The sequence below is a fragment of the Coprococcus sp. AF21-14LB genome (assembly GCF_003458885.1).
Classification (GTDB): Bacteria; Bacillota; Clostridia; order Lachnospirales; family Lachnospiraceae; genus UBA9414.
In genome coordinates, this window is record NZ_QRVX01000008.1 from 46,084 (window position 1) to 58,487 (window position 12,404).

Consider the following 12,404-nt stretch of genomic DNA (forward strand, 5'->3'; position numbering starts at 1 on the left):
TCTGCTTTTTATAGCAAATGTCGAAACGGAATAATTAAAATGCGCAGGATTCCATAAAAAATCCTTTTTCCTACACTCTGTTCTATTATTTGATAATTTTCTCCATCAATAATCGTTCCGTCCGGAGCAACTTGTCTACTTTTCAGTTTCAATTTCTCTGTATGTCCACGTAGAGTTTCATTAAGTTCCTTGCATTCTATAAACAGCATCATTTCTGTATCAAGATACACACTCCTCATATCAAGATTGCAGGATCCTACTATACTGAGCGTATCTCCTGCCAATACAGTCTTTGTATGTAATGCCTGGGTTCCAACATATTCATACACATAACTTCCTGTTTGCCTCACAGCTTTCTTCTGATTCAAATAATCCGTACATCCGAAAGGATTGGCACCACTTTCTACCGCATTGATTATCAACTCTGTCTTCACACTTTTCGAACATATTGCTTTCAAATCACCATACATTTTCTGATTGCATATAACATAAGGGGTTTGTATCACAATGTTGTCCGCTTCTTTCATCTTATTTACCATCCTGTCCCAAACCTGTGGATGTTTATTATACGTATATAAAGGGTTGGTGCAAAGTTCAATACTTTCTGTCTCAATCGTTTCTTCAAACCAATCGATTTCACAAAAAGCTTCTGGATATTTTTCTCTGACTTCCTGATAGTGTTCTCTTAATCTGCCATTAATTCCTTCATGTTTTCCAGACATTCTACAGCAGGAAAGATTCCATATATTTTTGAAATAATCTTGAATCTGATTGTAAGAATTACCCTCACCCGGAACCGTTTCATAGACCAGAATATCCCTATCCTCATTATATGAGTCGATATAATTACCAAGAAATAAATCATCTGTGTTTCTTCCGCCAAGGATATATGCAAAATCATCTGCAATCAAATATTTGTCATGCATTCTGTAATTATTTTTCCACGGTTTTATCAGCGTAATAGGATTGTATAGCTTAACCTCCACATTTTCATGCGACGTAAGTTCCCGAAAATTTCTACTTCCTCTCAAATATAATGTTCCATTTATGCCATCAACTAATATCTGAACCTTTACACCTCTATCTGCAGCATTTAATAGTGCAGCCATCATATCCTGACCACTGTTATCGTCACGAAAATCAAAAGTTGCAAGCACGATATTTTCTTTTGCCGATTCGATTAAACGGAGCCGCCACACCAACGCATCCACATTATTTTCTATATTTAATATCCTCTCCTGTCCAGCCATATTTAACGCCCTTTCACACTCTCTGTTTTCTTCATCAGCTCGTTTGTGATACAGCGGCGGGATCACCAGACATACTATCAAATAAAAGAACCATATTCTCAAAATACCTTTTATCATCTTTCCGAATTTTTTCATTATTCTACACCATTGTATCCTTCGACATTTTATGCTACGATATAAAAAAACAAAAAGCGAGTTGATATATATGAACCATACAAAATCTGCCATCATAGATGCTTTCTGGCAGTTGTTGGAAGAACGTCCCTACACCAAGATTACTGTAAGGGATATCGTAGAACTCTGCCAAGTCAATCGAAACACCTTTTACTATCATTTTCATGACATTCCTGAGCTTCTGGAAACTACGATAAAATCTGATGTAGATCAAATCATCCAGACTAACGGACATTTTGGTTCACCGACGGATTGCTTGATTCCAATTGTTGAGCGTTGCTTAAAACGTAAAAAAGCCATGCTCCATATATACCGTTCTGTGAAACGAGATATATTCCAAAGCGAATTAGAAAGAATCATACTCTACACAGTAACTCAATATGTACATACTGTTACCAAAGATTTGAATATTCCTTCTGAAGATAAAACTATCCTAATACAGTACTATAAATGTTGCCTTCTTGGATACACATTAGATTGGCTGGACAAAAACATGAACTTTGACCTTTTGAAGTCAGTTACTCGTATTACGGATTTGATTGGAGATTCTCTGAAGCAGGCATTTCTTGAATTGTCCGAATCTTCAAGGACATAATACCCGATTAGATTGAGCACCGCTTCAACTTGACGGTGCTCTTTACATTAGTGGGGCAAATATTCTCAAGATTTCCTGAAATACCCTTATTGGCAACCTTTCTATACACTCTTCTAATGTAATCTGCGTGCACTCATTCAATGTATCAAAATAATCTTTTTTAATTTGTAATACTGCCTTACTGTTATACATCCATACTCCACATTCGAAATGCAGATAGAGGCTTCTAAAATCTAAATTCGTTGTTCCTACAGTCGCTATCTGGTCATCGGAAACAAATATTTTAGAATGCATAAATCCTTTTGAATATTCATATATTTTCACACCACCATATATCAATTCCCTGTAAAATGATCGTGTAGTCAAATGAATCAAGGCCTTGTCATAAATATGAGGAGTGATAATCCGCACATCTACACCGCTTTTAGCCGCTAAGCACAATGCAGATACCATGCTGTCATCGACAATCAAATATGGCGTACAGATATAGACATAATCCTTAGCATTATTTATAATCTGAAGATATACATGTTCTCCCACGTTTTCATTATCCACAGGACTATCCGAATAGGGTTGTACAAATCCATCTGATTCTATTCTTTCATCTACTTCATTTTTGGGGAAAAAGCACTCTATGTCATCTGGTATTCCACAACATAATTCCCACATTTCCAAAAACATTAATGTTAAACTCCATGCAGCTTTCCCTTTGATTTGTATAACTGCATCTTTCCAATACCCATGTTTTTCATAAGTATTGATGTACTCATCAGACAGATTTAAGCCTCCAGTAAAAGCAACCTTCCCATCAATTACAGTAATTTTCCTATGATCCCGATTATTCTGAATAGCCGTAAGAACAGGACGAAATGGATTAAACACTTCACATTTAATACCAATATTTTTCAATTGCATCGCATAGTCTTTCGGTAGTGCGAGAAAACATCCAATATCATCATAAATAACTCGCACCTCAACACCTTGAGAAACCTTTTCTTTCAAAATATCCAAAATAGACTGCCACATCAATCCTTCTTTTATAATAAAGTATTCTATAAAAATATATTTTTGTGCCTTTTTCAATTCCTCCAGGAAAATAGGAAAAAATTTCTCTCCCGGCGAAAGGTACTCAGTCTGGGTATCATCATAAACAGGAAAACCAGCATACCTTAGATACCGGATCTGTGGTATATGAGCAGGAGCTTCATAATATGCAGATTTTTCTGCACTTCCAGGTAATCCATAAAGGGTTCTGTTCTTTTGTCCGATCTGAAATATTTTCTGTTCAAATTTTCTTGTAGATGCCTGAAAATTATATAAGATATACAACAGACTTCCAAACAACGGAAACAATAAAATCAAAAAAATCCAGATTACTTTATTGGCCCCTTTGTCCTTTTTAGAAATGATATAGAGGACAAGAAACCCACTGATTATATGAACAACGCTTCGTAATACTTGTGCAATAAAGCTTTCATTTTGAAAAATAAAGAACAAAAAGCAAAGTTGTAAAATCAACAAGAATAATACTTGTACTCGTCTCAAGAGCAATGCTCTAAACCATGAACGCTTCATTTGATTCCCCACTTATTCTAAATTCTTATTTTTTTACTTATCCCCATACCGAAAGCCCCTGGTCCTACATGACAGCTGATACTGAATGTCAGCGGATCGTATTTAACATCTTCCCAAGGAAACATCTCTTGGACCATTTCCATCCATTCCTGATGTTCTTCTTTTTTTCCGAAGCTCCCTGCGACGCCCACATATATCTCATCACTATTTTTATGAAATTTATCTGCAATTGTTTTCATTTCCATAAGCAGACGTTTTTTACAGCTTTTTGTTCCACGAACTTTTGCATAGGCATCTAAACGTTCCCCGGCAATTACAAGCAGTGGTTTTATACTTAACAATGTGCCCATGGCAGCTCCCGCCGGAGTGACACGTCCTCCCATTTTCAAATATTCTAAGGTTTCCACGCCTACATAGACAATGGATTCATAAGCAGTTTGTTCTAAGGCTTCTTTTATTTCTTTTGCAGAACACCCTTTTTCTTTCAACATCAGTGCATCCAACACGGACTGCCTCTGGGTGACAGAAATGCGATGATTATCAACCACCTGTACTTTTTCTTCATAATCCTGTGCCAGTACCTGAGCTGTTTGACAGGAACCACTAAGTCCGCTGGACATTGGAATATATACAAGCTCATCATATTCGGATAAGAGCAGTTTATCCCACATGTCTAAAACTTCTGCTGGTGAAGGCTGAGAACTAAAAACTTCTCTTTTTTCCTCAAGGCATTGATAAAACTCCTCATGAGTTAAATCAATGCCTTCATAGTATGTTTTCCCTTCCAGAATCACCGGCATTGGAATGACATGGACACCTAGAATCTTTCCTTCTTCTTCAAAGATCCCACTGTTGCTGTCTGTTACAATCGCAACATTCATCTCATAATCCTCCTGTGCCATTTTTATACTATTACAAATATTTCTTTAATTCATTTACTTTATCCAGCCTTTCCCATGGAAGATCCAAATCTTCTCTTCCAAAATGTCCATAAGCAGCTGTCTGTCTGTAAATAGGTCTTCTTAAAGTCAATTCTTTGATAATACCAGCTGGGCGGAAATCAAAGTTCTCTCTTACAATCTCCGTAATTCTCTCATCTGAAAGTTTTCCTGTTCCAAACGTGTCCACCATAATTGAGGTGGGCTGTGCTACACCAATAGCATAGGAAAGCTGCACCTCACATTTTTCAGCCAACCCTGACGCTACAATGTTTTTTGCCGCATAACGGGCCGCATATGATGCAGAGCGATCTACCTTAGTACAGTCCTTTCCCGAAAAAGCTCCACCACCATGCCGCGCATATCCTCCATATGTATCTACAATAATCTTACGGCCTGTCAATCCACTGTCTCCATGCGGTCCACCTATTACAAAACGGCCTGTTGGATTGATATAGAATTTTGTATTCTCGTCCACCATTCCACCAGGCAGGATTTCGTCAAACACATATTTTTTAATATCCAACTGAATCTGTTCCTGTGTTATTTCCGGATCATGCTGTGTAGAAAGCACTACGGCATCCAGTCTGAGTGGTTTGTCCTTTTCATCATATTCTACAGTTACCTGGGTTTTTCCATCTGGTCTCAAATATGGAAGTATTCCTTCTTTTCGTACTTTTGTCAGCTGCAATGCCAGCTTATGTGCAAGCTCAATGGGATAGGGCATATACGTCTTAGTCTCATTCGTCGCATATCCAAACATCATCCCCTGATCTCCGGCTCCGATGGCTTCAATCTCTTCATCCGACAAATTATGTTCTTTTGCCTCAAGCGCCTTATCCACACCCATTGCTATATCTGCCGACTGTTCATCAATGGCTGTTAACACACCACAGGTATCTGCATCAAAACCATACTCTGCATTTGTATATCCAATTTCCCTGATTGTATCTCGAACCACCTTCTGGATATCTACATATGCATTGGAAGTAATTTCTCCCATTACCATAACAAGACCCGTAGTCGTTACCGTCTCACACGCCACCCGGCTCATAGGATCCTGCTTCAATAATTCATCCAGCACGGCATCTGAAATAGCATCACACATTTTATCTGGATGCCCTTCTGTGACAGACTCCGATGTAAAAAATCGTTTACTTTTATTCATTTTTCATTTCCTTTCATCTTTTTTCCGATTACCTGAATAAATACTTTGATATTCAAATTCATAGTTGTTTCTTTAATTTGCGATTCCCTTTTTCGCTCTGTTCTCTTTCCAAAGTTCATCTGCAACTGGCTTCCAATTCTTCGCATACTGGTCACATTTTGCACAAAGATGTTCTGCTGTTTCTGGAGATTGAAGATCTGTTGAGTGAGCTCCTGATTTTTCAACCATTGCGCGAAGCTTGTCAGGATTTTCCAGCATAGGACACGGACGAAGCATATTATCATTAAATGGCTGATTATCATGGTAAGCCATCATCATCGGTGACTGCAGTGCTTCCAGAAGCGTCTTTTCCCGAATATTAGAATCTGAATAATGGATAAATACGCAAGGATCGATATCACCGTTAGCATTAATATGTAAGTAGCGATGACCACCAGCGATACATCCGCCAACATATTCTGCATCATTCTGAAAATCCAGTGCAAATAATGGCTTTGTGGCACGATAACTACGGATTTTCTCATAAACTCCGGTACGCTGCTGCGGTGTAGGCATCAACTCTGGAACAGCATCGTTTCCTACCGGCATATAATGGAAATACCATACAAAATAGGCGCCCATTTCAATCAATGTATCATAGAATTCCTCTGATGTAATTGAATCATAATTGGCACTGGTATAGCAGCAAGAAATTCCATAAATCAGTTTCTTTCTTCTGAGAAGTTCCATGGCTTTACGTACTTTCTGATATACACCAGCTCCACGTCGTCCATCAGTTGCCTCTTCAAATCCTTCTAGAGAAATGGCTGGTACAAAATTACCTACACGGAGCATTTCATCCGCAAATTCTTCGTCAATCAATGTTGAATTTGTAAAGCAAAGGAATACGCAATCCGAATGCTTTTCACAGATCCGAATCAAGTCTTTTTTACGAACCAGCGGCTCCCCACCAGTGTAAATGTACAAATAAACGCCCAATTCTTTTCCCTGGCAGATAATATCATCAATCTCATCATAAGTAAGATTTAATTTGTGTCCATATTCCGCTGCCCAACAACCCGTACAGTGCAGATTACAGGCCGATGTGGGATCCAGAAGGATAGCCCATGGAATATTACAGTTATACTTCTTTCTCAGTTCTTCTTCCTTCTTCCAGCCAACCAGACTGGCATTAATAAAAAGATTCACGGCAAGTGTCTTAGTCACATTGGGATCTACCTCTTTAAAAAGACGGCGGATATAGCTATAATAAGGATGTTCCGGATCTGTAATTGCTTCCCGAATTATTTTTCTCTGAGAAATAAATTCACCATCAGCAAATTTATCCGCCCAGTCCATCATCTTCGGCATATGCTTATCCGGGTCCTTGTAAATATAATTGAATGTCTGCTCAATTCCCAGTTTCTTTAAAGTATTTGATGCGTTCATAATAGAGTTCCTCCTAAGATTTTATATTTGTTAATAATAAATTTTACTTAAACATGCTATTCTTCCCAGTCAGTATCTTCCTCGTTCTTTTCCTGTCCTTGGATTTGTTTTGAAATCTTCACCGTCTCCTTGACCGTGAGATGGTTCATGAGACCTTCTGCAAAGAAACCGCATCCGATAATGACATGACTGATTTGACTTTCCTGAAACGGCTTTATTATAATTAAGATACCAAAAGTAGCTACAATGATGGAAAGTGTCAATATCCATTTCCATATTTCAAGTCCAAATACTTTTGCGTCTTTTGCAGTCTGAACTTTTAATACAGCATCAAGCAAAATCAACAATCCAAGTCCTGGTGAAAGATATGAACGGATACGCAAATTGCATCCAAGCACTATCACACCAAGCACTATCAGGAATATTCCACAAGCCAGATCATATTGGAAAGCCAGATCATACAAATCATCTGAAAGATATCCAATAATCTTAACAATTCCATAAGCAACTAAGATGATGCCCCCTGTGATACATAGCACCAGTGGGATATAGATGGTATTGTCATACATACGATTCCAACTATATAGAAAATAATTGAAATCAAAACATACCCATCTCTTGCCATACGAATCTTTTTCAATATTTTCACCTCCATTCTCTTTTTCTGCCTAAATTCTACATATTATTTCATTCTTCTTCTATGGGCAAACATCTTCTATATATCCAAAAACTAGGCAAACTTAACATGTTTGTCTGGATTCATTCAAAGTCCAAGATCAATAAAAGCTTCCCATTGCCGACATAAATTTCGACAACGGGAAGCTTTTGCTTATTTGTTTATCATGGAAAAGAATATGATTATTTCAATTTCTTCAAACTCAAATAACATGATATTCTTTCAGCAGTTTTTCCACATCTGTGTTTTTGATAAAGTCTAAAGCCTTTTTAACAGCAATCTTTTCCTTGATTCCCAGCTTCATCTCAGTCAGTGGTTCTCCATCACGCAATTTGACAGTCGCATTCAAAAGATCCCTCACATCATATGTGCTGCCCCAAACCTCCGGAACTCCACGGTCTACATTAAGCAAGGTATAAACAGCCTCCATACCGGTACGCATGGAATACTCTGTTGTAAAAATAGTATCCCTTGCGGTCTCGGCAAACTGGCCAATAAATGCAAAGTTTACTGCTCCATCAGGCACAACTTTTGGACGATCCGTATCATTACGAGGCATGAAAAAGGCATCAATATAAGGCATCATGACCGGAACTGTGTTTGCACTGTTCTCAGCCAGTTCTTCGATCTCGTTTTCCGGCACACCAATATGGTACAGCCATTCCATACAGATCTCTTTTCCTGTACAATCTCTCATTGGCTTTTTGACATAGTCACCAGGTTTGTCATTAAAGAGCGCATATACCCAAACGAGACAATGGTCTTTTGGCTGGGAACGGAACTGTGGCTGACGGTTAATCGTCCAACTCAAAAGCCAGCTGGAATCTTTTACAGATACAATACCGCCAGTGACCACTTTACCAGTAAACGGATCTCGTTTGCAGATATTTGTGATATATGGAATAATTCTTTGATCCAGTGTCTCCACAGTGGCACTCATCCAGTTACACAGCTCACTGTCATAACAAAATTTATCAGGGTTTCCAAAGTCAGGACTCTGGGCGGCAATACGTCTCCACATATCCCATCCGCCACCTGGCTTGATTTCCGGATTATATGGAGCCGGCGTATTCTGGGATCCCATTGCAGAGTTTTCCACACATCCACCATTTGTGATGAACACAAGATCATCCTCTGTGAGGTCTACGAAACGTGTTTCACCTTCCGCCTCAAGTTCAATACGGGTAGCCTGCTTTCTGTTGGATGTAACATCAAACTCAATATTTACAACCTTTGTATTATAGTGGAATACGACACCGGCATTTTCCAGATATTTTACCATCGGAAGGATCATACTCTCATACTGATTATATTTTGTAAAACGCAGAGCCGTGAAATCAGGAAGACCTCCGATATGGTGGATATAGCGCTTAATATAACGCTTCATTTCCAGTGCACTGTGCCAGTTTTCAAACGCAAACATCGTCCGCCAGTACAGCCAGAAATTTGAATCAAATACCTCGTCGTCAAAATATTCATCGATACGTTTATCATACAATTCTTCATCCGGAGTGAAGAACAGCCTCATGATCTCCATCTGTGCTTTGTCTGAAACTGCAAATTTCTTATCTGTATGTGCATCCTGTCCCCGGTTGACAGTCGCACGGCAAAGAGAGTAATTCGGATCTTCTTTATTGAGCCAATAATACTCATCCAGTACACTGACTCCCTCAGTTTCAATAGATGGGATAGAACGGAACAAATCCCACATAACTTCAAAATGGTTATCCATTTCACGTCCGCCACGCATTACATAACCTACACCCGGATATTCAAACCCATCACAGGCACCACCAGGAATCGGATCTTTTTCAAAAATGTGTATACGTTCACCTTTCATCTGACCATCACGGACAAGGTAACATGCGGCTGAAAGTGCTGCCAGCCCTGTACCAATAATATAAGCTGACTTGTGATCTACTCCTTCTGGTTTCTTCGGATGAGCAAAAGCTTCATAGTTTCCACTTGAATAATACATAATCATACCTCCTGAATTTCAATTCGTTATATATGTTTTTCAATTACATCCTCAATATACATTGAATGATAACTACTCACAATCAACAGAATAGCCCCATCATCGAATTCTTCGATGACAGGCTATATTGTTGTTTTTTTCGACAAACTTCATCATTTGTTGATATTATCATATGGCTTATCAATCCGGCATTTTTCAAGCATACGAATGATATCTCCCTCTATTAAATTACTCAGTCTGAAAATCATCTTTTCCGGTGACGGTTTCATGTCCTTCCGTATCCAGTCCAGCATCATACCCACAAAAGCATACTTGTAAAAATCGGCAATAAATTTTTTATCCTCCTCCCTGACACTCATGCCTTGTGCGCATTCTTCAACAACATTAATAATCAATTGATAAACAATCCTGTACAGATATTGAATAATCTGTTCCTGACTGACATGACGGTAAACATTAAGTATAAAAGGCTTGTTTTCTTCTACGGCATGAAAAATATTCAGAAATCCCTGTTCCCATGTATCATATGTAGTATTTCCATTTGCTGCTATGCGGGAATCCTCCTCACAGGACCATTCAATGAGGTCATAAATATCTTTGAAATGATAATAAAAAGTTGCACGGTTGACACCGCAGTCTTCTGTAATATCACTAATTGTAATTTTGGTAACCGGCTTTTTCAGTAACATCTTTTTGAGAGATGCCTCTAATGCTCTTTTTGTAATATCCGACACTTATCAATCCCTCCTGTTCTGTATATCATTCCATTCGTTTGAAAATTATTATACACTAACTCACATATTTCCCACAATGAACAAAAAATAAAGCACTGAAACTTCCTAAAACCAAAAAAATTCAGTACTTTATTGTAGATAAATCAAATTACAAATGACAAATCAGCCAATGCCTGATATCGTCATAAACGTCTTCTTTGTCTGTCTCATTGATCAATTCATGTCTGTCATTTTTATAAAGTTTTATCGAAATATCCTTAATTCCTGCTTTTTTGTAGATTTCATAAACATGTTTAACTGCTTTTCCATAATTACCAACAGGGTCTTCTTCTCCTGCAATCAAAAACACAGGAAGGTCCTTCGGGATTTTTGCAATATTATCTGAATTCTGTATGAATGACAGCACGTCCAATAAAGTACGGTATCCATTTACCGTAAAAGAATATGTACAATACATACCAACCACATGTCCAATGAAAATCTGATCTGTAATATTATATACCGCCATGACCAGCATACCAATGATGGAAGGAATTGCAAATTTTCTGATAAGTCCGGGAATCGGAGCAAAACCAAGTGGATTTCCCTGTGCATTGCCATCCTTAATAGTCTGATTCATTTACTTTTCCTCCTTCAGAAAGTTGGAAATATTTTTTTCCAGAACAGCAAGTGTTCGCATAAAAATATCCAAATCATCATTTCCAATACCCGCCGTAAAGATCTGATTGAGATGCAGAAGATCTTTCAGGACAATCTCTCTTATTTCATTTACCTTGTCTGTTTTATAGATTTTGTTTTGGCGCTTATCCTTTGTATCCTGCACTCTTTTAACCAGTCCCTTACTTTCCAATGAGTGGATTACTCTGGTTGTCATTGCTTTATCTACACCAACAAGTGCTGTCAGTTCTTCCTGCGTAGCACCATCATGAGAATTGATAGCCATAAAAAAGGACTCCTCAGCAACAGTAATATTATATTTTTTTACAACAGCTCCGACACATATCTGCGCTTTTCTGGAAACACGCAGCAAATCTCTCGATAATTTTTCCATGTATATAATCCTCTCCTCCCAATAGTTGATCCATCAACAATTAAAGTATAAGTTTATTTAGTTGAGCTGTCAACTAAAATCGAAAGATACTATTATATCATCAATAATAAAAACACTGGAGGTATCCTAATCACACTCCAGTGCCGTATAAATATATTCATAAACAAACGCAATTTACAAATTCTGATTGAGATTTCACCTGTTTAAGGAATTTAATAATTGTTATATTTTATTATCAAATTCTCCGCAATCCCTTGAAAACACTGGATTTGTCGCAGGTAAGCTTTCCCTTATTGTTTCCCTTGTGTTATATCTTCCCATATAAGTTTACGAACTCTGATAAGGGAAAATACAAGGGCAAGAAAAATCTATAAAACAGTATAACACAAAATAAAACTGACATGGTGAACTGATTGAAATGCTTCTTAATTTTTACAATTAATGATTGATTGAATAATAAGGAGATGGAATACGATGAGAACAATATTTGCAGAATACAATCCACAATGCAACAGTATTGATGTTTATACCAGTGCCGGCTATATGCTTCGCATTGACTGCTGGGAAGCTGAGAAGGACTTAAAAACCACGCCTGGATCAGACTGTGCATTAAATGCACTTGCTATTGACGAGCCACTGGAATATGCGAGATTATATCTTGATGGAAATTTACAGATGTGGGTTGATGCAGAAGATTCACTTGAACTTTAATATTTCCTGTTAAAAATTGAGTAGGAGCGGTGACTAACCGCCGTCCTCTCAGTGGACGGCCCCCAATTGGTGAACTGTCCACTTTTTTTAATAATATTCTCGTTCTTCCCCCATTCTTTCACTTAA

At 37.9% G+C, this 12,404-nt stretch carries 12 protein-coding genes; 2 read left to right on the forward strand and 10 right to left on the reverse strand.

Features of this window, described 5'->3' with window-relative positions; genetic code table 11:
- Positions 1-8: 8 nt before the first annotated feature.
- The gene (locus DWX73_RS03320; protein ID WP_118346877.1) at positions 9-1,385 is read right to left on the reverse strand and encodes a phospholipase D-like domain-containing protein; all 1,377 of its coding nucleotides are present in this window, start codon (positions 1,383-1,385) and stop codon (positions 9-11) included.
- 70 nt (positions 1,386-1,455) lie between these two features.
- Between DWX73_RS03320 and DWX73_RS03325 the strand changes: the two genes are divergently transcribed.
- Positions 1,456-2,019: a TetR/AcrR family transcriptional regulator gene (locus DWX73_RS03325; RefSeq protein WP_075758611.1), complete on the forward strand. Its 564-nt coding sequence runs from the start codon at positions 1,456-1,458 to the stop codon at positions 2,017-2,019.
- Positions 2,020-2,061: 42 nt separating this feature from the next.
- On the opposite strand, the gene cls is transcribed toward DWX73_RS03325, so the two are convergent.
- From cls to DWX73_RS03370, 9 genes are all read right to left on the reverse strand, one after another.
- Positions 2,062-3,594: a cardiolipin synthase gene (gene cls, locus DWX73_RS03330; protein WP_118346879.1), complete on the reverse strand. Its 1,533-nt coding sequence runs from the start codon at positions 3,592-3,594 to the stop codon at positions 2,062-2,064.
- 17 nt (positions 3,595-3,611) lie between these two features.
- Complete coding sequence (locus DWX73_RS03335) at positions 3,612-4,475, reverse strand: DegV family protein (RefSeq protein WP_118346881.1); 864 nt, start codon at positions 4,473-4,475, stop codon at positions 3,612-3,614.
- 31 nt (positions 4,476-4,506) lie between these two features.
- A complete protein-coding gene (gene metK / locus DWX73_RS03340; protein ID WP_118346883.1) occupies positions 4,507-5,700 on the reverse strand; it encodes a methionine adenosyltransferase in 1,194 nt (397 codons plus the stop codon).
- A 72-nt stretch (positions 5,701-5,772) separates the two neighbouring features.
- Positions 5,773-7,128 (reverse strand): radical SAM protein, encoded by a 1,356-nt coding sequence (locus DWX73_RS03345; RefSeq protein ID WP_118346885.1) that lies wholly within the window; start codon positions 7,126-7,128, stop codon positions 5,773-5,775.
- Positions 7,129-7,184: 56 nt separating this feature from the next.
- The gene (locus DWX73_RS03350) at positions 7,185-7,697 is read right to left on the reverse strand and encodes a DUF308 domain-containing protein (protein WP_118346887.1); all 513 of its coding nucleotides are present in this window, start codon (positions 7,695-7,697) and stop codon (positions 7,185-7,187) included.
- A gap of 309 nt (positions 7,698-8,006) precedes the next feature.
- Positions 8,007-9,782: an oleate hydratase gene (locus tag DWX73_RS03355; protein WP_118346889.1), complete on the reverse strand. Its 1,776-nt coding sequence runs from the start codon at positions 9,780-9,782 to the stop codon at positions 8,007-8,009.
- 152 nt (positions 9,783-9,934) lie between these two features.
- Positions 9,935-10,516 carry a TetR/AcrR family transcriptional regulator gene (locus tag DWX73_RS03360; RefSeq protein WP_118346891.1) on the reverse strand — a complete coding sequence of 194 codons (582 nt, stop codon included), beginning with the start codon at positions 10,514-10,516 and terminating at the stop codon, positions 9,935-9,937.
- A gap of 148 nt (positions 10,517-10,664) precedes the next feature.
- Positions 10,665-11,135 carry an alpha/beta hydrolase gene (locus DWX73_RS03365; protein ID WP_118346893.1) on the reverse strand — a complete coding sequence of 157 codons (471 nt, stop codon included), beginning with the start codon at positions 11,133-11,135 and terminating at the stop codon, positions 10,665-10,667.
- On the reverse strand, positions 11,136-11,567 hold the full coding sequence (locus DWX73_RS03370) for a MarR family winged helix-turn-helix transcriptional regulator (protein WP_118346895.1): 432 nt from the start codon (positions 11,565-11,567) through the stop codon (positions 11,136-11,138).
- A 474-nt stretch (positions 11,568-12,041) separates the two neighbouring features.
- Here DWX73_RS03370 and DWX73_RS03375 point away from each other — a divergent pair, with 474 nt between their 5' ends.
- On the forward strand, positions 12,042-12,278 hold the full coding sequence (locus DWX73_RS03375; protein ID WP_118253346.1) for a DUF6061 family protein: 237 nt from the start codon (positions 12,042-12,044) through the stop codon (positions 12,276-12,278).
- The last annotated feature ends 126 nt before the right edge of the window (positions 12,279-12,404 follow it).

Bases quoted from the DNA above. Each gene is read 5' to 3' on its own strand.
- DWX73_RS03350 (WP_118346887.1), bottom strand. From the start codon at position 7,697: ATGTATGACAATACCATCTATATCCCACTGGTGCTATGTATCACAGGG.
- DWX73_RS03355 (WP_118346889.1), bottom strand. From the start codon at position 9,782: ATGTATTATTCAAGTGGAAACTATGAAGCTTTTGCTCATCCGAAGAAA.
- DWX73_RS03345 (WP_118346885.1), bottom strand. From the start codon at position 7,128: ATGAACGCATCAAATACTTTAAAGAAACTGGGAATTGAGCAGACATTC.
- DWX73_RS03320 (WP_118346877.1), bottom strand. From the start codon at position 1,385: ATGAAAAAATTCGGAAAGATGATAAAAGGTATTTTGAGAATATGGTTC.
- DWX73_RS03375 (WP_118253346.1), top strand. From the start codon at position 12,042: ATGAGAACAATATTTGCAGAATACAATCCACAATGCAACAGTATTGAT.
- DWX73_RS03325 (WP_075758611.1), top strand. From the start codon at position 1,456: ATGAACCATACAAAATCTGCCATCATAGATGCTTTCTGGCAGTTGTTG.
- DWX73_RS03335 (WP_118346881.1), bottom strand. From the start codon at position 4,475: ATGAATGTTGCGATTGTAACAGACAGCAACAGTGGGATCTTTGAAGAA.
- DWX73_RS03370 (WP_118346895.1), bottom strand. From the start codon at position 11,567: ATGGAAAAATTATCGAGAGATTTGCTGCGTGTTTCCAGAAAAGCGCAG.
- metK (WP_118346883.1), bottom strand. From the start codon at position 5,700: ATGAATAAAAGTAAACGATTTTTTACATCGGAGTCTGTCACAGAAGGG.
- DWX73_RS03365 (WP_118346893.1), bottom strand. From the start codon at position 11,135: ATGAATCAGACTATTAAGGATGGCAATGCACAGGGAAATCCACTTGGT.
- cls (WP_118346879.1), bottom strand. From the start codon at position 3,594: ATGAAGCGTTCATGGTTTAGAGCATTGCTCTTGAGACGAGTACAAGTA.